This is a genomic window from Campylobacter lari (assembly GCF_001017575.1).
Taxonomy (GTDB): Bacteria; Campylobacterota; Campylobacteria; order Campylobacterales; family Campylobacteraceae; genus Campylobacter_D; species Campylobacter_D lari_C.
The window spans coordinates 719,045-741,640 of the sequence record NZ_CP011372.1 but is presented as its reverse complement, the minus strand read 5'-3'; the positions used below and the strand labels follow the sequence as shown (position 1 = coordinate 741,640).

The following is a 22,596-nucleotide window of genomic DNA, read 5'->3' as shown; positions in this document are numbered from 1 at the left end:
GAATGAAAGTAACTGTAAATATCACACTTAAAAATGGGGTTTTAGATCCCCAAGGCAAAGCTATAGAAAAGGCTTTGCATTCTTTAGATTTTAATAACATAGCAAATGTTAAAACCTCAAAACAAATTAGTTTTGATATAGCTTGTGATGATAAAGAAGAAGCTTTAAAACAAGTTGATTTGATGTGTAAAGAATTACTTGCAAATACCGTGATAGAAGATTATGAGATAATATTATGAAAGTAGCTATTATTCGTTTTCCTGGAACTAATTGTGAGTTTGATACAGCTTATGCTTTTGAAAAACTAGGCGTAAAAACTGAAATCATTTGGCATGAAAGACAAGATTTTAGTGCGGATTTAATCGTTTTACCAGGTGGATTTTCTTATGGAGATTATTTAAGATGTGCAGCTATTGCAAAACTTGCTCCTGCTATGAAAACACTTAAAGAACATGTGCAAAAAGGTGGCTATGTCCTAGGTATTTGCAATGGTTTTCAAATTTTATTAGAACTTGGTCTTTTAAAGGGAGCTATGAAACATAATAATAGCCTAAGTTTTATTTCTAAAATGCAAGCATTGCAAGTAGTATCAAACAATAATGCTTTTTTGAAAAATTTCCAAAAAAATGACATTATAGAATTACCTATTGCTCATGGAGAAGGAAATTATTTTAATAGCGAAGATGGTATTAAAATGCTAGAAGATAAAGATATGATTTTATTAAGATATATCAATAATCCAAATGGCTCCTTAAGCGATATAGCTGGAATTTGTGATGAGAATAAAAAAATCTTTGGACTTATGCCACACCCTGAAAGAATGTGTGATGATATACTTGGCTCAAAAGTAGGACTTAAAATGTTTGAAGGATTTTTAAATTGCTAAAAACCTTCAAAGTTTTTTGTATTTTTTTACTAGCGTTTAATTTATATGCTCAAGAAAATAGCGTTTTTGAAGATTACAATACCTTAGAAAAAAATTACAATCAATTGGACGATCAAGCTAAGCAAATATATCAAACTATCGCTCCAAGCGATGAGAGTAATTACGAAAGTAAAATCAATGATGAAAATTTTATTCCTCAAGGCTCTTTGGTATTAAATGCAAAAGAATACACTGATGAAGCTTTCATAGATGAAGCTTTTGCTATAGATCTTGAGGTTATTACCACAACTAATGTAAGTTTTGATTTAAATGTGAGCTTTGAAAAAAATGATGATATGCTTTGGATTAATCCTAATCCCATTTGGGAGCAAAAGGCTAATTCATATCATACAAAATTATGGTTTGAAGCTAAAAGTTTAAATGCTAATTTAAATAAAATCATCGTTTCTTTAAGCAGAAATGATCATATTTTTCAAAGCTCATCATTAATTATAAAACCTATTAGACTTAAAAAAATTGATGCTCCTTCTAATAAATACTCACACATAGTTGCAAGTAATTTAGAAGTAAAACAAATAAAAGCAAGTAGTTTTGATAATGATAATATAATTTTATTCATAGAACTTGCAGGAGAAAATACAAATCTAGCAAGTTTTAATATAAAAGATATTCAAAAACAAGGTATAGAAGCTATTAAAGGTGATTTTGAAAAGCAAAGTGGGTTTTATTATGCTATTTTAGATAAAAGCAAAACGCGTTTTGATTTTTCTTATTTTAATTTAAATTCTAAAGAACTAAAAGATTTTTCCTTAAAAATAGAACTTAAAGAAGATAGTATAAGCACACAAAGTGATTTAAATCCAAAAACCAATGACTTTAATTTTTACAAACAAGTGTTTTTATGGAGCTTGTGTGGTATTTTTGCTTTATGGTTTGTATTTAAGAAAAGCTATGTAGCTTTAGGTTTAGCGATTTTAGCTCTAATAGCAAGTTTTTTAGCCCAAAATAACATATATAAAGCTATATTAAAAGCTGAAAGTAAAGTGCAAATTTTACCAACTCTAAATTCAACTCATTTTTATTCTGGAAAATATAAACAAGAAGTAGAAGTGCTAGATTCAAGAGATGAATATAAAAAAATTTTATTTAATAATGGAAAAATAGGCTGGGTAAAAAGTGAAGATTTATCAAAGATTTAAAGCTTTAATATTTTGGATTGAATTTATTTTATCTATTATATTTTTATGTATTGCCTTTTTATTATTACAATCACAAGAAAAAATTTGGAAAATCAGAAAAGCATGGTCAAAACTGCAAAAATATATAATAAATTATAAAATCCAAACTCAAGGTTCTATACACCCTCAAGCTAATTTACTTTTAATCAATCACCAAAGCTTGTTAGATATAGTTGTTTTGGAAGATCTATGTCCAAAAAATATATCTTGGATAGCCAAAAAAGAACTTGGCGAACTCCCTGTTTTTAAAACTTTGATTAAAAAACCTAAAATTATTTGTATAGATAGAAGCCCAAAAGGTCTAGTAAAACTTTTAAAAGAAGCCAAAGAAAGACTAAAAGAAGATAGAATCTTAGCTATTTTTCCAGAAGGTACAAGATCTAAAACACAAAAACTTTTAAAATTTAAAGTTGGAGCTAAAATTTTAAGTGAAAAACTTAAGCTAAAAGTCCAACCTGTGGTAATTGTTGATTCAGCTAAAATTTTAGATACACAAAAATTTAGTGCAAAGAGTGGCATTTTAAAAGTAGTGTTTCTTGATCTTGTTGATACAAGCAAAGAAGATTGGCTTGATCAAACTAGAGAAAAAATGCAAACAATCTTAGATAACGAAAGGTCAAAAGCTTGATTAGTACGGTTTTGGCTGTAGGTTTTGGTGGCTTTTTAGGAGCCATATCTAGAATGCTTGCTAGTAGCTTTTTTAATAAAATCATTCCACATGATTTTCCCTATGGCACTTTACTTGTTAATATTATAGGTTCTTTTTTAATGGGCTTGTTTTTTTCTTATGCAAACTCTAAAGGTGTGCATATTTTTACTAAAAGTTTAATTAGTACGGGTTTTTTAAGTGCTTTTACGACTTTTTCAACTTTTTCTTATGAAAATTTGTTATTTTTGCAAAGTGGTGATTATTTTCACTTTTTTCTAAATATTATTTTAAATGTTATCCTTTGTCTTTTGGCAGTGTGGATTGGTTTTTTAATTTTTAAATAAAGGAGATATAAATGCAATTTCAAACTGAAGTTAATCAACTTTTACAACTTATGATTCATTCTTTGTATTCAAACAAAGAAATTTTTTTAAGAGAGCTTATTTCTAATGCAAGTGATGCACTTGATAAACTTAGCTATTTAAGCGTGAGTGATGATGCTTATAAAAATTTAAAATTTGAACCAAAAATTCAAATCAACTTCAATCAAGAAGCAAAAACCCTAACCATAAGCGATAATGGCATAGGTATGAATAAAGAAGATTTGATCAATCATCTTGGAACCATTGCCAAAAGTGGTACAAAAAGCTTTTTAGAAAACTTAAGTGGCGATGCCAAAAAAGACTCTCAACTTATAGGACAATTTGGCGTAGGCTTTTACTCTGCTTTTATGGTAGCTTCTAAAATAGAAGTTTTAAGCAAAAAGGCATTAGATGATAAAGCTTACCTTTGGACTTCTGATGCTAGTGGTTATGAAATAGAAGATGCAAATAAAGATGAACAAGGCACTTGTATAACCTTGCATTTAAAAGATGAAGAGTTTTTAAACTCATATCGCATTGAAAGTATAGTAGAAAAATACTCAAATCATATACAATTTCCTATTTTTATGGAAAAAGAAGAATATTTACCATTAGAAGAAGGTGAAAAAGAACCTAAAAAAGAATTAAAAAACACTCAAATTAATACAGCAAGTGCTTTATGGAGACAAAATAAAGCAAGCTTAAAAGCTGAAGATTATGAAAGATTTTATGAGCAAAACTTTCATGACTCAAACAAACCTATGCTTTATATCCACACAAAAGCTGAAGGTTCTATAGAGTATAATTCTTTATTCTTTATACCTGCACAAGCTCCGTTTGATTTATATAGAGTAGATTATAAAAGTGGTTTAAAACTTTATGTTAAAAGAGTTTTTATAAGCGATGATGATAAAGAATTATTACCAACTTATTTAAGATTTGTACGCGGGATTATTGATGTAGAAGATTTACCGCTTAATGTAAGCCGTGAAATTTTACAGGAAAATAAAATCTTAAAAAGCGTTCAAGAAGCAAGTGTTAAAAAAATCCTAGCAGAACTTAAAAAATTCAAAGAAAAAGATAAAGAAAACTATCTTAAATTCCATGAAAACTTTGGAAAAGTTTTAAAAGAAGGTTTATATGGTTTTGGTGAAAATAAAGACGCTATAGCTAAGCTTTTATACTTTAAAAACTCAAATAAAGAAGAATTAATTGATCTTGAAGAGTATAAACAAAACTTAGCTGAAGGTCAAAATGAAATTTTTTATATTAGCGGAAAAAATGAAAAACTTTTAAGAAATTCTCCATTACTTGAAAGCTATAAACAAAAAAATATCAATGTTTTATTGCTTGATGAGGAAATTGATACCATAGTTATGCCTATGATGAATGAATTTGAAGGCTTAAAATTTAGTGCTATTAACCATCTAGCTAGTGAAGAAACTAGCGAAGAACAAAAGGCTGAATTTGCAAGCTTACTCATCAAAATAAAAGAAGTTTTAAAAGATGAAGTTGAAGAAGTAAAACTTAGCCAAAGACTTTCAAATAGTCCAAGTTGTATTGTTTATGATCAAAATAAACCTGATTTTGCTATGCAACAAATTCTTAAACAAATGGGGCAAGAACAGCAAGTTAAACCTATACTTGAAATTAATCCTAATCATGAAATTTTAAAAGCCTTAAAAGAAAATGATACCTTAGCTAATGAAATGGCACATATTCTTTTAAATATGGCTAAACTTAGCGAAGGTATGGGTATAGACAACCCTAGTGAATTTAACAATGCTTTAAGCAAAATCATTTCTAAGGCTTTAGAAAAATGAAAAATATAGCTATTTCTAAAGATATTTTACACGAATTTTGCATTATAGATGTAAGAACTCCTAGCGAATGGAAAAGCGGGGTTATAAAAGAAGCTATACTCATCGCACTTTGCGATGATAATGGCTTTATGAATGAAAATTTCATCCAAGAGTTTAAAGAAAAAGTAGATTATCAAAATAAAAACATAGCCTTTGTATGTGCTACAGGCTCAAGAAGCAAACACACTGCTATGATGATAGAAGATGCTCTAGGTATAGAATGCACTAATTTAGATGGTGGCATGGTAGCGCTTTTATCACAAGGTTATGAAGCAACAAAAGAAGGTTGATTATGAAAAAAATATTTTTATCTTTGGCACTTTGTGCTAGTTTTGTTTTAGCAGAAGTTAAAAATATTGATATTAACGCAGGAATTTTAGAAAATTATCAAGTAATTGATGTTAGAAAACCTAGCGAATGGGCGCAAACTGGTACTATAAAAAATGCCATTAAAATTAGCTTTTACAATGAAGATGGTAGCTTAAATGAAAATTTCATCGAGGAAATTAAAAAGATTTCAAGTGACAAACCTATCGCTATAGTTTGTAGAAGTGGTTCAAGAAGCGCTAAAGCTTCTGCTTTACTAGATCAAAATGGCATAGAAGTTACTAATTTAAAAGGCGGTATGAACGCACTTTTATCGCAAGGTTATAAAACCTCAAAGTAAGTCTAGCTAGACTTACTTTTTCTTTGGTCTAAATACAGAAATTACTTCTTCATTATTTTCAATATAAGCTCCACCTATTAAATCCACACAATAAGGTATAGCAGGAAATATAGGCTCAATGCATTCTCTTATAGCTTTTGGATTACCCGGTAAGTTAACAATCAATGATTTTCCTTTTATACCCGCGCTTTGTCTTGAAAGTATAGCTGTTGGTACATATTCTAAGCTTTTTGCACGCATTAACTCCCCAAAACCTGGAAGCATTTTATCACACACTGCTTGTGTTGCTTCTGGTGTCACATCACGCAAAGCAGGCCCTGTACCCCCTGTAGTAAAAATCAAATCACATTTTACTTCATCAGCCAAATAAGCTAATTTTTCTATGATTAAATCATACTCATCAGGAATTAGCTCATAATAAAAACTTTTTTCATTTTTTATATAAGAATCTAAAATTTTTTCTATCTCTACTCCGGATTTATCTTCATAAACTCCGCTACTTGCTCTATCTGAAAGTACTAAAATTCCTATTTTTACCATTTTTACTCCATTATGATTTTTTCTACATCTTGTTTTTCTATTTTTTCATTTTCTAAAAGAATGTTAGCTAATCTCACTACTTTTTCTTTCATTAATTCTAAAAATTCTTTCACTTCTTGCTTTTGCTCTTGTAATAAACCCTCATTTGCCATAGCAAAAGTTTCCATGAAAGTAAGCAATTCTTTAACCTTCAAAAGATCACTTTGTGCATTAGTATAGCTTTCATTAAAAATAAGCTCCATGGCAACTGAGCCTGCTAGAAAAACTTTTATTTTGTTTAGCAATTCTGATTTTGATTTGATGGTATTTTCATACTCTTTAAATCTATCTTCTATCAAAGTAATTTTTTCAAATTTAACATCAAAATAAAAAGCACACAAAGCTTTAGCTGCTTGGTATGTGGCTTGAATTTTTCTTTCTTTATCACTTAGAGAGAAAATCTTTTTTTTACCCATTAAAACCTTATTAAGCACTGCAAAAAAATCATTTTCTTCTATTAAATCTGATTTTCTTCTTATAGCATTAATAGCCGCTTCATTAACTAAAGTCTCTAAAGCTGCTCCGCTAAAACCCACACTAGCTTTTGCAATTTTTTCTAAATCTACACTAGATTTTTTTTCTTTCATATAATTTTGTAAAATATGCATTCTATCTTTAAAATCAGGCAAAGATATAAAAATTCTTCTATCAAAACGCCCTGATCTTAATAACGCATTATCCATAAGATCGATTTTATTTGTAGCGGCCATTACTATAACCCCACTATTATCTTCAAATCCATCCATTTGAGTTAAAAGTTGATTTAGAGTATTATCTCTTTCTACATTAGAAAAATCTCCCCTACTTTTACCAACTGCGTCAATTTCATCTATAAAAATAATACTTGGAGCCTTTGATTTAGCTTTTAAAAAAAGCTCTCTAACTCTTTTTGCGCCCATACCTACATAAATTTCTACAAAACTAGCCCCACTTTGATAAAAAAATGGCACCCCAGCTTCGCCTGCTACTGCTTTTGCTATCAAAGTTTTTCCCACTCCAGGAGGCCCTACTAATAAAACGCCTTTTGGCATTTTTACGCCAAAATCTTTATATTTTTGAGGATTTTTTAAAAAATCAACGATTTCTAAAAGCTCTACCTTAGCCTCATCAACACCTGCTACATCTTTAAATTTAACTTCACTTACTACATCTTGTATAGTGTTATTTTGTTCATTTTTTTCTAAAATATTTTTTTCTAAAGAAAGTAAATTTTGCCTATCTTTATTTTTTTTATTAAGAAAAAGTAAAAAACTTACAAGAAAAGCAAGCAAAATAAAGATCAAAAAAAACTCACTTAAATTATAATCTTTAGCATATTCTAAAGGAATTTTTTGCCATAAAGCATTTAAATCCACTACATCTTTAGCAATTAAAAAATTTCCTTCTTTGCTTTTTAATAATATTTCATTATTTTCTACTATGGCTTTTTGGATCAAATTTTGCTCTAAAAGCTCTTCGTAAGCAGCTTTACTAATATAATCAGGTTGATTTTTTATAAACGCAACTATTACAAAAACACAAAGCAATAAAAATGAAGCTAAGATAATCTTTTTATTTTTCATCCTCTAGCCTTACATAGTTACAATCTTCTTTGCATTCATATTTTTCAATATTTATCCATTGTTTAGCAATATCTTCTTTGCTTGTAATTTTGATTTTATTAAAAAACTGATCATAGCCTTCATAAAAATCATCTTTTTTACTTTCTACTAAAATTTCTAAAGTACCTTTTTGACTTTTTCTAAACTCATAATTATTTTGTGCGACTATATCTTTTAAAATATTTAATCTTTCTTTGGCTATTTCACCATTAATTCGCTCACTCATAGAAGCAGAATGCGTTCCATCACGCGGTGAGAAAATAAAAGCATGAATATGCGTAAGTTTAAATTGCTTGAAATTTTCTAAAGCTTCTTGCCATATTAATTCACTTTCTCCAGGGTGCGCTACGATAAAGTCTGTTCCTAAAGCAAAACCTTTTTGACTTAACTCATTAAACAATGCTAAATCATTTTGCGTATGTGATCTTCTGCGCATTATACGTAGCATTTTCTCATGAGTATGCTGCAGAGCAATATGCAAATGCTTTTCAAGCCAAGGCTCATCTAAAATTTCTTTAAAACTCTCATCAATTTGAGCAGGCTCCAAACTCCCAAGCCTTACTCTTTTTATGCCATTAATCTTACCTATTTCTTGTAATAATTTTCCAAGTGTGGTTTTATCTTTTAAACCATAGCTTCCTATATTAGTACCTGTTAAAACTACTTCACTATAACCATTTTGAGCTAAAAGTTTGATTTGTTTTATTATTTCTTCACTTGGCATACTTCTTGATTTACCCCTAACACTTGGGATTATACAATAACTACAAGCAAAGTCACATCCTTCTTGAATTTTCACAAAAGCTTTAGTGTGATTTTCATAATTACTTACAATTTTTGTATCAATAAAGCGTAAATTTCCAAGCTCATAAAAGGCTTTATCTTGTGAGATTAGCTCATTGATTTTATCTTTATTAGAAGCTCCTAAAACTCCAAAAATTTCTTTTTTATCAAAAAAATCCTTTCCCTTACTTACAGCACCACAACCTGTAAGTATAACCTTAACTCCATTTTTCTTTACACCATTAATATAGCTTCTAAGCCCACTATCAGCACCATTTGTAACTGTGCAAGAATTTATCACTATCACATCAGCTTCTTGCTCATTTTGTGTGATATCATGATCTTTAATGTAGGTTTTTAACAATTGTGTATCATAAATATTGGTTCTACAACCAAAAGTTTTAAAAAATACCTTTTTTTTCAAATATCTTCCTTATTTTCTATAAATTCATGTTTTGCCATATATAAATTTTGCGATGGATAAGCTATTTTTATATCATGATGTTTATTAAATTCATTAATTATTTCTTTGCTAATATTACTTCTTAAAATCAAAGCCGCATAAGAATTTGTCATATACCAAGCAGAAATTCTCATACCATAACCTTCTAAAAATGTAAAAAATCTAGGCTCTACTTTAGGATTTCTAATGCTATATTCATTTCTTAATTTACTCATGGATTCTTTGGCTAACTTTGTATAGCCTTTAGAAGCTTTTGTGACAATTTCTTCTACTATCTCTAAAGCTTTTTGATGATTTGAATCAAAAGTCAAAGTAATATCAAGTCCATCCCAAACTGTCTTCATTCCATGATGGGTATAATTTGATATGAGATTAGTAAAAATAAAATTATTTGGTATAAAAATTATCCTACCACTTCTTCTATTATCTGTATAAGTTAGCAAAGAAATATCTTCATATAAAGTTATTCTCAAAAATGAAATATCAATTATATCACCAATATAATGCGTGTTATTTTGAAAAACTCTAACTCTATCGCCTACTCTAAAACTCCCACCAAAAACTATCACACACCAACCAAGCATAGACATAAACATATCTTTCATGGCAATAGCCAAACCAGCAGAAGCAAACCCAAGTACAGTAACTAAATAACTGATATTTTCAATATAACCAAAAAGCAAAATTAAAATAATCACATTAATATTAATAAAATTAATAATTTTATTTGCTGTATAAAAACGATCGTTATCGCCTATGTATTTTCTAGCTATAAATTTGAGTAAAAATGCTATAGCTATAACAATAATAATAGCCAAAACTATATTAAAAGCTCTTACACCTTGAATTTTAATAGAAGCAGTTGTTTTTTCAATCTCTTCTTGGATTTTTTTCTCATACACAGAATAAGAAATTTCTCCAAAACGTAAGGTTTGCGAGAAATCCCTTACCATTTGGTTAGAAGCTTTTAAGTATTCATCATATTCTTTACTAGGAGCTAACTTAGCTATCTCAGCTACCAAAACATTTTCTTTTATAAGCTCATCTAAGGTTTGCTTAAAACTATTTAAAAGATTAATATACTCTTCCTTATCACGTCTTAGTTTTTTTATGTGCGAATATGCTGAAATAATAGCTAAAGGATTGGTGAGCTTGTCCATCTTATCGACTTCTTCAGGTGCTAAAACCATCTTAGAGAAATTAGCGCTCTTATACTCACTTAAAAGCTCTAATCTTTCTTTTAAAATCAAAATTTGTCTTTCTATTATACTTTTATTACGCTCATTAGCCTTTAAACTTTCTTTTTCCAAAGTTAAAATTTCATCTTGGGTTTTTTTATAAATATTAAAATTATTATATTTGATTACCCAAGTATTGTATGCTAGATTATTATGTAACTCATTTAATTTTTGCTCTAAATGTTTTACATCATCTTGCGCTAAAAGCAACACAAAAGGCAAACATAAAATCAAAAAAAACTTTTTCATGCAAACACCTCTAAAGCGTGTAAAATATCTTCTTTAGATATATCATTTTTTATGCAAGCTTTTCCCAAGCCACAAGCTAAAATGAAATTAATCTTTTGATAATGCGTTTTTTTATCCAAGAAAAAAGCATTATAAAAATCATGTATATTTGGAATTTTATAAGATATGGGCAATTTAAATCTCACAAGTAAATTTTGTACCCTTTGACATTCTTGCTCATTTAATAACCCTAAATTTAATGCTAAAATATTTGCCATATTCATACCTATAGCCACAGCTTCACCATGTAAGTATTTTTTATACTCTGTTTGATTTTCTATAACATGAGCAAAAGTATGACCGTAATTTAAAAGCATTCTTAAGCCATTTTCTTTTTCATCTTGCGAAACCACATTAGCTTTAAGTTCTATGCTTTTTTGAATGATTTGAGCCAAGACAATATCATCTAATTTAGCGTTTAAAAATTTATTCTCATCTAATTTTTCCAAAAAAGATAAAATTTCCTCATCAAAAACCACAGCCATTTTAATAAATTCAGCCATACCAGCAGCTAATTCTCTTGAAGGTAAAGTTTTCAAAAACTTACTCTCACAATAAACTGCTTTTGGCTGATAAAATGTGCCTATTAAGTTTTTGCCAAATTTATTATTTACTCCGGTTTTACCACCCACACTTGCATCCACGCAAGCTAGTAAAGTTGTAGGGATATTAATAAATTCTATCCCTCTTTGATATATGCTTGCTACAAAACCACCCATATCAGAGATCACACCACCACCAAAGCTTATAAGCAAGCTTTTTCTATCTAGCTTATAAGTACACATTTGATCTAAGATATATTCTATGGTTTGTAAATTTTTATATTCTTCACCATCTTTGATTTTTATAACAAAAAGCTCTTTAGCATGGATTTTTTTCAAAAGTGTATCTAAATGTAATTTTGCAACTAATTCATTAGTTAAAATCACCACTTTAGTATCAAAATTCAACTCTTCTAGTTCATTTATATAGACATTATAACTTGTATTTTTATCTAAATTTACCTTAACTTGCATTATTTTCTCACAGCGATGGTATAAATAATTGATAATTTTTATTCATCTTATAATATATCGTATTTAAATCTGTTTTTAAAATTTTATTAAAATTACTACCTAAAATTTTTTCATTAAATGGTACAAAATGCAATACATTTTGTTTGTAAGAAAATTTATTGATAGGATTATGTTCTTTTTCTTCTATCAAAAGTAATTTTTCATCGTGAAGCTTTGAAAGGCTTTCAAAATATTGATGATATTCAAAAATTTCTGCTTTATTTAATTTTAAAGCATAATAATACAAAGCAAGTCCTAGTTGAATTTGCTTATTTAAATCAAGCATAATAGAAGCAATACCCTCCACATCATCAAAATTTGAGCTTAAAACTACTGATGATTTCAAGTCAGCAAAGTCCCCTTTACCAGCTTTTAACACAGGAATTTTTAAAGTAAAAAGAAAACTTTTTTCTTTTTCAAAAAGATAATCTTCCACCACTAGCAAACCTATGCTAGTATTTTCCACAAAAGGTTTGATATTTTTTATATTTGTACTTTCATAGTCAAATATCACTTCGGTACTATTTTTATGCAAGGCTTTAAGTTTATAATACATAGGAGTTAAAGTGGGATTAATCACTTTAAAATAAAGTTTTTTACTATTAATCCTTATATGCAAAAGCAAGCTTGCAAAAATAAGCTTTTCTATAGCAAACTCACTCATTTTTTTCATATCTATAATACAAAGTATATTATCCCCAAAAGGCGATGGGAAGCGTCCTAAGCTTGTTTTAACATTAGTAAAAACACTTTGTAAAACTTTAGGATCGCCTACGATTAAAATACTATCATTTGGCATCAAAATAAGCCCAGGTCTTGCTAGGATAAATTCATTATTTCTATAAACCATTACAATTTTGAAACGTTTTTGACTAATAGAACTTATATGCCTATATGCAAAGCTTGATCCTGCAGGAATTCTAACCTCCATAATCTCACCTTGTCCAAGTCCTATAAATTGAGCAGTTGATGGCATATTATCCAAACAACCTGTTAATCTTGTGCTTAAAGTATCATAGATATTAATCACTTCACAAAAATTATCATCAATTTGACTATTCCATAAATCCATGATAACTATATTTAATCTTGAATGTAATTTTCTTAAATTTTTATAACAAGCTAGCATATCAGCTTCTTCTTGCATATAAATGATAGCTTGATGGAAATTTTCCTTTAGCAAATTTTCTAACTTAATCAAACTAGTAGGATCAAACTTGTAAAAAGAAATTTGTTCATTTTCTAAGCTTAAATCTACGCTTTCATCATTATAATAAACAACACTCAAGGACTCTTTAAAGGTTTTATTGCTATGAATTTTCTTTAAAAAATCCTTCGCATAAACTCCATCAGCTAATAATAAAATTTTATTCATTTATACCTCTAAAATACAAAATATAATTATAGCAAAGTTATAGTTTATATTTTAAAGTTTTAAATTTTTAAAAATACACCCCACCACTTAAATATAATTTCATTCTATGATCATCATCGTATTTATATTGATGTAATGCTCTAGCTGCATCAAGTTTTATATAATACTCATTAGTTTTATTATAAAGTATTTGTAAACCTACTGCATCTAAAAAATGCTCATCTGCTAATCTATCCCCTGAAGCTTTTTCATACCAAGCATAACCTACATCATAAAAAGGCGTAAAATAAAAATTCGTATTTGGCATATTTATTCTTATACCAAAGTTAGCTACTATGGTATTATCTCCATCACCTTCGCCATTATCATAAGCTCTTACTCCATAAGCTCCACCTAAAGAGGAACTCTCAGAAGAATCTAATTCAAAATTCCCTAATACCTTTTGATAGTTTATATTTAAAGTATGAGTAATGTATTCATTAATACTATAATAATTATTCACACTAGCATTGAGTTTTCTAAACCAACCAAAGCCTCCGCTTTTAGAAATATATGGTGTCAAAGAATTGCCATCATCATATACCTTACCCACACTTATCTTAGCACTATAACTTAAGGTGTTATTTTCAAAGCCTCTAAATAAACCTTCTAAACCCATACTACCTACATTAGAATGCTTATCAAGAGTTAAAAATCCTGCTTTGGTATCACTAAGTATCTTATGATAAATACTTGAAGTAAAATATAAAGAGGAATTAGTATTAATCCATACAGGATAAGAAAAGTCTATACCAAAATTTCTAGAAGTACCATAAAAACCTGCATCTTTATAATCCCCACCTAAAGAATAAGAGCCTTGAGATACGCTTGGAGTGATTTTTAAATTTCCTAAAAAGAAAGTATAACTTGCTCCATAGTTGATTTGATTTTCATTACTTGATTGTAAGTAAAAATTATAATAATCTCCCATATTAAGTATGGAATTAAATCCCATACTAATACCAGCTCTAATATCCCCTGCACTTTCAATACCATAATTATCAGTATATAATAATACATTAGCCTTAGTATCAGGCACTACTTCTATAACTACATCAGTTTCTCCTACATTCTCTCCTGCTTGTAAGCCTGCTAGGGTTTGTACTCCATACATTTCATTGACTTTATACACACTATCTTCTATTAACTTAGTAGAGATGATTTTACCTTTGATTCTTTCATTAAGCTTACTTTCTATGAAATAATCTTTTATAGTAGTTTTATTCTTTACTATATACTTACCTAAGGTTCCTAAGGCTATGTTTATTTGTACACTATCTTCAAATTCTTGTTGGGGTACATAAGCTGTTGCTGCAGGATAGCCATTAACTTGGAAATAATAAGCAATGATATTAGATATATCTTGTAAATCTTGTAAGCTAAATTTTCTAGTACTAAACTCACTAATAAGTAATTGTAAATCTTCTTCTTTAATACCTAGCTTTTTAAAGCTAGTGTTTTCATTAGTGATAACAAATTTGTATTTGGTTATTACTTTTTTAGTGGTGGTGTTAGTGTTAGAATTAGTAGAGTTAGTGTTAGAACTATTATTGGTTTGGTTGTTTGTATTGTTATTAGTTGAGTTAGAATTGTTAGTTTCATCTTTTACACTAGTATTAGTTTTATCATTGTTTGTATTAGTATTAGTTTGGTTATTTAGATTGGTAGTGTCATTATTAGTTTGATTGTTAGTTTCCTCATTAGCTTCATCTTCTTGATTGAATTTTTCTTTTAAAGCTTTCTTTTTTTCTTCAAAGTCTTTTTTAGCTTCTTGGCTTTTTATATAATCATCTTTGGTTTTTAGATTTTCTTTGATAGCTTTGTTTTGAGGGAGGTTTCTATCAGGGGAGAGTTCTATAACCTTTTCTATATCATTTTTAGCTATGGTAATACTTCCATTATTAGCATAGACTAAAGAGCTAATTGCTATAGTACTAAGTAAAAGTTTTTTCATGATTGTTTGTTCCTTTTGGTTAATAATGTATTTGTGTTGAAAAAATATAAAATAATTCTTGGGAAATAGTTTCCCAAGAATTATTAGTGTCCTACTGCGCAAGGGTTCATAGTTTTAAAATGATCACTAACTATACAAGTAACTGATCTAAGTTCGCCATCTGTTTCACCTATTTCTTTTTCTTCATCCTCTTCGTGTTTTATTAAATTCAATGCAGTAGTTTGCTCAAAATCTAAATCTTGTTCAGGTAATTCAGGTTTTGGATCAGGATCTTTTCCACCATTTCCATTTGGTTCATTTAGGTCAGGCTTGATTAATTGTGTATAGTCAAATTTGCCTAAAATCACAAAATGCTCGTTTGATTCTTTACTAGATTGAGCTTGCCATTTTTCTAAAATATTTTGACTATTATCAATCTTAGTTGCTAAAGATTTACTATGATTTTCTAGATTTTCTATATTCTTTTTAAGAGATTCAAGCTTAGCATCATCTCTTTCAGCTTTATTGGCATTGATTAAATCCACATAAGCATTGTATTGTGAAATAGCTTCTTTTAAAGCTGCTTGAGTGTCTTTAAGATCTTGTAACAAGTTATTTGTAGAATCAACTAACCACTTAAGACCATTTTCTTCATTTTTTAAAAAATCAACTATAAGATTTTGCTCGTAAGATAAAGTTTTTTTGACATTATCTTGAATTCTCTTGTTTGCACTTTTTGTCGCTTCATCTTTTAAAATTCCATTTTTTTCAGCATTTTCTAAACCATTAGTTTTATAAGCTAGTAAAAAATCCAAACTTTCGACAACTTCTTTTGCTTCTTGCTCGCTTTTACTTACAAGCAAATGATTTTTTATAAAATCAATTCTTTCTTCTTTTGTGCTATTAGAATTTAGTTTATCATAAGCTTTTATTAATTCTTCTAACGTTTTAATATCAACAAAATAATATTTCTCTGTGATATCTTCTATAATCTCTTTTTTGATAGTTTCTTCAAAAAGATCATCTTTTTGATCGTTTTTTTCTAAAATAGCAATTTCACTTTTTATTTTTTCTACATCTGGTAATTCAAGCGACACTTTTTGATTACTCTCATATGTTCCTACATTTGGTTTTGTAGTTTGGTCTTTTGTCTTAAATTCATTATATTTTTCTTGTTCTTGGCCTTGTTGATATTTTTTTAAATTTACACCACTATAGTTTTCGTTTCTTGCGTTTGAAAAAGTTTTTTCTTCATAATAAAAATTCAAATTATTAAAAGATATCTTAGAAGAAGTATTTTTTAAACCTATTATTAATCCCAAACTTTCGCTGCCGCTTTTATGTATTGAAAATCTTGGATCAAAAAATAAATTAATATTAGAAAATGAAATTTCAGCATTTTTATTATCTTTAATTTCTCCTATAAATCCACCTATTCCATGATAATTTTCACCGCTAAACTCGATTTGTTTTATTCCATCTATAGTTATATTAGTAAAAGTGTTTTTTATATTTTCTGTTCCATAACTACCAATATATCCTATAAATCCTCCAGCAGCACTTCTGAAGGAGTTAGGGTTGTTTTGTATTAAATCTATAGATTTTATAGCTACATTATTTACTTTAATTTCGTGCGCAGCATTATTATATGCCGTAGCACCAGCAAATCCTCCTACAACACTACCCTCAATAACTCCAATATCTTCTATAGATATTGTATCATAGATTCCAGCTAGGAGTTGACCAGCAAATCCTCCCCCAGCAGAACCACCTTTAATATTTTTAATATTTTGTATTTTTATATTGTAAAATTCTGTATATCCCGGATAGTTATCACTATTACCACCCAAAGAACCTAGAAAACCACCAGCGTTAGATCCTAAAATATCACCTATTTTAAAAATAGAAATATTTTTAAAATTTAAACTATGATTGTTGCCTGCAATGCCTAAGAAACCACCAGCGTTATAGCCATTTATTGATGCTATATTATTAATATATATATTTTGAAATATTGTATTTGTAGAAAAAGCGGCTCCTAAAAATCCACCTACACCAAATGAATTATAACTAGCTATACTCGATATCTCACCAATTTTATTAAGTTCTATATTGCTAAATTCTATTTTAGAACCACTGATACTGCCTGCAAACCCGCCCACATTAAAACTACCATCTTTAGCAGAATCTATCTTACCTATATTTCTCAATGATATATTTTCTATCTTTATATTATCTCCATTAACTGTCCCAATAAACCCGCCTATTCCACGATAATCTGAAAATCCAGAATAAGAATTTATCAAAACTCCGCCACCTTTATAATCAACATCAACATTTTTTATAATCGCATTACTTCCTACCAAGCCGAATATTCCAGCGTAGTTTATTTGATTTTGTGTTAAAATATTGATATTTTCTAACTTATATCCCTGTCCATCAAAAATTTTATTAAAAGCACTGGCATATCCCACTATCATATTAGCGCAACCAAGTCCATCTATACAATAATTTGCATAGTTTTGCCAATCTTTACCTTCCTGACCTTTACCCTGATTACCTTTAAAATCAATATCACTAGTTAATCTATACTCACTAGCTATATTTCTAAAAACACCATCTTTATTTTCATTCCACCCTTTAGCAAAGTGCCACCAGTCAACATCAGAGCCTATGCCTACATATTTATATACTTTAAAGTTATTATTTGTGTTTGTATATTTATCAAACACTTTAAACGAGTTAGGATTATAATAATATCCACTAGCATTTAAATACATAGAACCTTCAAAATTATTACCATTGCTTCCCTTGATATTTAATTTGCCAAGTTTATTACCATTAATAGAGCTTACATCAACATAAACCTCATTGCCTTGTAAGGTTATTTCATTAGCTGAAATTTGTTTTGAGTGTTCTCCTAAATTTTTATCATAGTCAGCATATGCATTAGACACTACTTTATTACCTTGTAAAACAACGCTAGCAGCATTGATTTCACCTCCCATATTTACTACATTGCCACCATTTGGTTTAAACACAGGGGAAAAGCTTAAACCGTCATTGAAATTTTTCATATTAGCAAATTTCCACATATCCCCATCGCTCATCGACGAAGTCGAAGCCACAAAGCGATTAGCATTGATAGTTCCTGTTTTAGTAATGATTACTCCATTAGGATTGATTAAAAAGACATTATTACCACCTGCATTTAATAAACCTTCTATGGTAGATTTACTAGTACCATGAGCAATGTTTAAGTAGTTTTGCCCATCACCTTTAAAATTTACTCTTTCGCCAGCGCCTATATTAAAGCCACCACCCCATTGGATAACATGATTACCACTTGCTGTCGTTCCAGTGATATTCATAGTATTGCCAGATGTTTCTATCTTTCCACTAGTCCCATGAGTAAATTTACCTCCACTAGGTAAAGCCATTAGTGGAGAAAATAACATTGATACAGTTACACCTGAGAGTATGATATGATTTGCTAACTTTTTCATAATTAATCCTTTTTGGTATATTGCTTTAGTTTAAATTCACTACTATGCTTTTTGCATCTTTACTTACACTTAGAGTATATTTAGCTTTTTGAACTTTTGCTTTGATGTTTTTATGTAAGCTTTGATTATTTTTAGTAATAGTTTCTAATAAGCTTTGTAAGTCTTTTTGATTTAGTTGTTTATTGTTTGCATCTACAAAGCCTTTTTCACTTTGCATTAAAATAAAGCTTTTATTTTTTACATTATTGTTTGTATATACATTAATAGAACTATCTTTAGAAAGATTAATAGCTTCTTTAGCACTTAAATAAGTTTTAGTATCATCTTTTAAGATAAAGCTATAATGATCAAAGTTATTGATAGTATTTGCTTTTATATTTGTATTTAATACTAAATGATTATTAGTGCCACTTTTATGCATTAGAGCTTTTGATACAAAGTTATTATCTTCTTTAGTTTGTAAAAAGCTACCTGCTAATACATCTATATTAGTATTATTAAAAATATTAGTATTACCACTTAGATATAAGGTATTATTATAGCTTTTATCATTTTCACTATATACACCAGAAGCACTTATAAATATAGCTTTGTTGTTTTTATACTCATCTATATTTAAATTATTTATATGAGTATAATTATCATGAGTGTTCTTAGCTATACCTGCACTAATTACTACTTCACCTTCTCTTTTATCAGAAGCTGTGCCTAGGGCTAGATTATCAAAGATAAAAGTATTATTAGCACTTTCAGTATTAGCATTAATAACATAAACATTAGAACTAGCCGCACTTGAATAATCTTTAATATTTAAAGTATTATCATTAGCATTTTCATTAGCTCTTAAAATGATTTTAGAACCTTTATCTATATTAGAAGCATTTGATAAAGATTGCACAAGATTATATTTTATAGTGTTTTTTTCTAAATTATCAGCTTCTATAATAGCAGTGAGATTTCTACCTGATTTTACATTATCTAAAACTATACTATTAGCATTAGCACTACTTGCATAATAATCTTTATCATTTAAACTAACCTTGCTTACTCCATATAAATATAAAGGCATAGCAATGTTTGAGTTTTTAATATTAATGCTATTATTATTTGCTTTAGAACTTAGAGTTTGTGCTGCTGTGATTTGAATTTTATCTTGATGATTTTCAACAGTAATACCTTGGGTTAAATCCCCATTGATATGAATACTATTTCTATTAGCTCCTTTAGTCGCTACCCCACCATAAAGATTAAACTCATTTTTACCTGTAAAATTAGAATTAATTTCAAATGGTTTTTTTAGATTAATGCTAATGCTATTATCATTAGCTATACCATTATTAGTAATACCTGCATAAAAGTCTAAAAGAGCTTTTACCTCTACATTAGTATTTAATGCTAATAAGGTTTGTAAGTCTTTTATATCTATGGTGTTTTTATAAGCATTACCTTGTATGATTTTACCCCCATAGATTTCTCCTACTAAGACAGCATTATAAGCTAATGGGGTATTTTTAGTATCTACTCTTAAATCTAGTTTTAAATCATTGATTAATACACTATTATTACTTACTTCATAGCTTTGATTATTATTAACATCCACAAAAGCTCCTCCTAAGTGAGTAGCAGCTGATGTTGAATATGCTCCACTTGGACCATGGACTAATAAAGAAGCTCCATCTATAATAACTTTATTATTTTTAGCATTAGCATTATAAGTAATGGCTCCATTTACATGAGTCATTCTCTCATCAAAGATATTATCCCCTAAAGTGCTTTGTCTATAAGGGGTAGTATGAAAGTCTATCTTTACGCCTTTATTTAATATAACTGTATTATTATTAGCATTAGCATCCACACCAAAAGCACCTAATACATAAGGAGCACCATTTAAAGGTAAGGTATAGGTGTTTTCAACACCCATATTTACATAGGCATCTTTTAAGAAATTTAAAGTATTATTACTTACTTCACCTTTTCTAGCTATAGCTGGAGTGATTAAAAAATTATATTTATTATCCAAACCACTAGCTTTAGGATTAATTACTTCTTTATCGGTAGGTTTTAAATAATATACTGAAGATAATTCCCCTGCTTTTAATACTAAGGTATTATTATTAGCTTTTGCATTAAAAGTATAAGCAGAAACTAAAAAAGGTATATAGCTAATTTGATTTAGGGTAGTATTAGCTGAGTTAGAACTATGAAATCCATTAACTACAAAAATATCTTCTTTAATACTTGGAGTAAGTATGTCTTGCTTAAAATATAAATCATTCATTTTTGCATGAGCTTTATCTTTAGGATTATCATAGATTAAAGTGATATTTGAAAGATTTTTATTAGTAGCCATTTGACCATAGAAGTTTTTACCACTTAAGAGTTTATAAGTATCAAGATTATAATCATAGACATCATTGTTCTCATAATGGTGTTTTTTAATTATATAAGCATTAGAAGTTTTATCATAATTTGCTTGGGTGGCTGCTTCTAAAGAACTTAGTGAAAAAATAGTAAATAAAGAAAGTTTTAAAAGATTAGAGTTTTTATAGTTTTTTAAAGAATTTAAAGTATTTGAGTTAAAACGAAAATTATCGTATCCCCCCCCCCGTGAGGCGATTTTTAGCTGTGCTTATATGCATTGAAAAAGTCCTTTCGAAAAATGATTAATGTGTTTGATTGATTTATTGCTTGTTAACAATGAATTATTTTTGTAATCATTATTACTAATATAATAATAACAATTAAGAAATGTTAATACTATATTTATAAATTTAAGCTTAAAGATATTTAAGATAAAAATTGTTTGAAATTTATAAATATCCTAAAAATAGCAGTTTGAAAGAAAAAAATATTATAAAATTTTAATATATTTTTTTACCAAAAACATACTTATCAAACTAGTAATAAACACAAAAAATATATAAAAATAAAAATATTTCTCATACATAAAATTAACGATAAAGGGTGTTAAAAAGCCTAAAATCGCATAAGAAATATTATAAGCAAAAGAAAGACCGCTTGATCTTAACTCTGTAGTAAAAATTTGAGTCATAAAAATAGGAGCAAAAGTTATAATACCTTGTGCAAAACAAGCAAGCAAATAAAATAACAAAAACCACTCATTATAAAAGCTAAAAGCTATACCAAAAATTCCAAAAATTAAAGTGAAAATCAAACAAATTTTAAAATGTCCTAATAAATCAGCCAAATAACCTTGCACTAAACTTCCTAGTATGATCATCACTATGGCCAAATTTTGATATGTCAAAGCAGTAGTTTTACTAACTCCCAATAAGCTTTCAAAATATTGTGGTAGTATCATTAAAGTAGCTACTCCGCTTGTTAAAACCACAGTAAGTAAAGCGCATATTAACATACTTTTCTTATGTGTTTTTAAAGCTTGCAAAAGTGGAAAATTTAAAATTTTTTCTTTTTCTTTTATGTTTTTAAAAGCTGGTGTTTCGTTAAGTTTTGTACGCAAAAATAAGGCTAAAATACCAAAAAATCCTCCTATAAAAAAAGGAATTCTCCAAGCAAAGCTTTCTACTTCTTCTTTATCAAAATACGCATATATACTTAAAGTCGCTAAATTTCCGAGTAATAAACCTAAAGTTAAAGTCGCTGAAATAAAACCAAGTGCCAAGCCAAGTCTTTTTTTACTCACAAATTCGCTCACAAAAATCCAAGCACCACTCACTTCAGCTCCTATGGCTAGCCCTTGAGCTATCCGTATGATAAAAAGCATAAAAGTAGCTAAAAGTCCTATGCTTTCATAAGTAGGTAAAAAGGCCAAAACAAAACTTGGTACGACCATTAAAAGCATACTGACATAAAAAACATTCTTACGCCCTTTAATATCTGCAAAATGTGCTAAAACAACAGCACCAAAAGGTCTAGCTAAATATCCTGCTCCAAAGGCTACATAAGTATAGATTAATGGCCAAAAATCATCGTTTTGAGGAAAGAAAATTTTTGCAAAAACACTTGCAAAGAAGATAAATAAAACAAAATCATAAAATTCTAAAATACCACCTAAAGAAGCATAGATGGTATTTTTAAAGGCTTTTTGCAT

18 protein-coding genes are annotated in these 22,596 nt (G+C 28.6%); 8 read left to right on the top strand and 10 right to left on the bottom strand.

Annotated features, from left to right (window positions below; all coding sequences use genetic code 11):
- The first annotated feature begins 2 nt into the window (after positions 1-2).
- Genes purS through CD56_RS03870 form a run of 8 tightly spaced genes read left to right on the top strand, consistent with a single transcriptional unit; the run spans position 3 to position 5,664 of the window.
- Positions 3-239, top strand: coding sequence for a phosphoribosylformylglycinamidine synthase subunit PurS (gene purS / locus CD56_RS03905; RefSeq protein WP_039618190.1), 237 nt, complete (start codon positions 3-5; stop codon positions 237-239).
- Complete coding sequence (gene purQ / locus CD56_RS03900; protein ID WP_047208247.1) at positions 236-886, top strand: phosphoribosylformylglycinamidine synthase subunit PurQ; 651 nt, start codon at positions 236-238, stop codon at positions 884-886. The genes purS and purQ overlap by 4 nt, the downstream gene beginning before the upstream one ends.
- On the top strand, positions 880-2,085 hold the full coding sequence (locus CD56_RS03895; RefSeq protein WP_052768371.1) for an SH3 domain-containing protein: 1,206 nt from the start codon (positions 880-882) through the stop codon (positions 2,083-2,085). The genes purQ and CD56_RS03895 overlap by 7 nt, the downstream gene beginning before the upstream one ends.
- Positions 2,063-2,752, top strand: coding sequence for a lysophospholipid acyltransferase family protein (locus CD56_RS03890; protein WP_047208246.1), 690 nt, complete (start codon positions 2,063-2,065; stop codon positions 2,750-2,752). The genes CD56_RS03895 and CD56_RS03890 overlap by 23 nt, the downstream gene beginning before the upstream one ends.
- Entirely contained in the window at positions 2,749-3,117 is a 369-nt protein-coding gene (gene crcB, locus CD56_RS03885; RefSeq protein WP_047208245.1) for a fluoride efflux transporter CrcB, read from the top strand. The genes CD56_RS03890 and crcB overlap by 4 nt, the downstream gene beginning before the upstream one ends.
- 11 nt (positions 3,118-3,128) lie before the next feature.
- The gene (htpG, locus tag CD56_RS03880) at positions 3,129-4,958 is read left to right on the top strand and encodes a molecular chaperone HtpG (RefSeq protein WP_047208244.1); all 1,830 of its coding nucleotides are present in this window, start codon (positions 3,129-3,131) and stop codon (positions 4,956-4,958) included.
- Positions 4,955-5,287, top strand: coding sequence for a rhodanese-like domain-containing protein (locus CD56_RS03875; RefSeq protein WP_039628276.1), 333 nt, complete (start codon positions 4,955-4,957; stop codon positions 5,285-5,287). Before htpG ends, CD56_RS03875 begins: the two co-directional genes overlap by 4 nt.
- A 2-nt stretch (positions 5,288-5,289) precedes the next feature.
- On the top strand, positions 5,290-5,664 hold the full coding sequence (locus tag CD56_RS03870) for a rhodanese-like domain-containing protein (RefSeq protein ID WP_039618177.1): 375 nt from the start codon (positions 5,290-5,292) through the stop codon (positions 5,662-5,664).
- Positions 5,665-5,676: 12 nt separating this feature from the next.
- On the opposite strand, the gene mog is transcribed toward CD56_RS03870, so the two are convergent.
- The 10 genes from mog to CD56_RS03820 form a co-directional block, all read right to left on the bottom strand.
- Complete coding sequence (gene mog, locus CD56_RS03865; protein WP_047208243.1) at positions 5,677-6,204, bottom strand: molybdopterin adenylyltransferase; 528 nt, start codon at positions 6,202-6,204, stop codon at positions 5,677-5,679.
- 2 nt (positions 6,205-6,206) lie between these two features.
- Entirely contained in the window at positions 6,207-7,805 is a 1,599-nt protein-coding gene (locus tag CD56_RS03860) for an AAA family ATPase (protein ID WP_047208242.1), read from the bottom strand.
- The gene (gene mtaB / locus CD56_RS03855; protein WP_047208241.1) at positions 7,795-9,051 is read right to left on the bottom strand and encodes a tRNA (N(6)-L-threonylcarbamoyladenosine(37)-C(2))-methylthiotransferase MtaB; all 1,257 of its coding nucleotides are present in this window, start codon (positions 9,049-9,051) and stop codon (positions 7,795-7,797) included. Before mtaB ends, CD56_RS03860 begins: the two co-directional genes overlap by 11 nt.
- Positions 9,048-10,577 carry a mechanosensitive ion channel domain-containing protein gene (locus tag CD56_RS03850; RefSeq protein WP_047208240.1) on the bottom strand — a complete coding sequence of 510 codons (1,530 nt, stop codon included), beginning with the start codon at positions 10,575-10,577 and terminating at the stop codon, positions 9,048-9,050. The genes mtaB and CD56_RS03850 overlap by 4 nt, the downstream gene beginning before the upstream one ends.
- The gene (gene aroB / locus CD56_RS03845) at positions 10,574-11,632 is read right to left on the bottom strand and encodes a 3-dehydroquinate synthase (RefSeq protein ID WP_047208239.1); all 1,059 of its coding nucleotides are present in this window, start codon (positions 11,630-11,632) and stop codon (positions 10,574-10,576) included. The genes CD56_RS03850 and aroB overlap by 4 nt, the downstream gene beginning before the upstream one ends.
- A gap of 7 nt (positions 11,633-11,639) precedes the next feature.
- Complete coding sequence (locus CD56_RS03840) at positions 11,640-13,046, bottom strand: COG3400 family protein (RefSeq protein ID WP_047208238.1); 1,407 nt, start codon at positions 13,044-13,046, stop codon at positions 11,640-11,642.
- 67 nt (positions 13,047-13,113) lie between these two features.
- On the bottom strand, positions 13,114-15,039 hold the full coding sequence (locus CD56_RS03835) for a ShlB/FhaC/HecB family hemolysin secretion/activation protein (protein WP_235375845.1): 1,926 nt from the start codon (positions 15,037-15,039) through the stop codon (positions 13,114-13,116).
- An 83-nt stretch (positions 15,040-15,122) separates the two neighbouring features.
- Positions 15,123-18,524, bottom strand: coding sequence for a two-partner secretion domain-containing protein (locus tag CD56_RS08080; RefSeq protein ID WP_052768370.1), 3,402 nt, complete (start codon positions 18,522-18,524; stop codon positions 15,123-15,125).
- A 25-nt stretch (positions 18,525-18,549) separates the two neighbouring features.
- On the bottom strand, positions 18,550-20,874 hold the full coding sequence (locus CD56_RS03825; protein ID WP_052768369.1) for a hypothetical protein: 2,325 nt from the start codon (positions 20,872-20,874) through the stop codon (positions 18,550-18,552).
- 501 nt (positions 20,875-21,375) lie between these two features.
- A complete protein-coding gene (locus CD56_RS03820; RefSeq protein ID WP_047208237.1) occupies positions 21,376-22,596 on the bottom strand; it encodes an MFS transporter in 1,221 nt (406 codons plus the stop codon).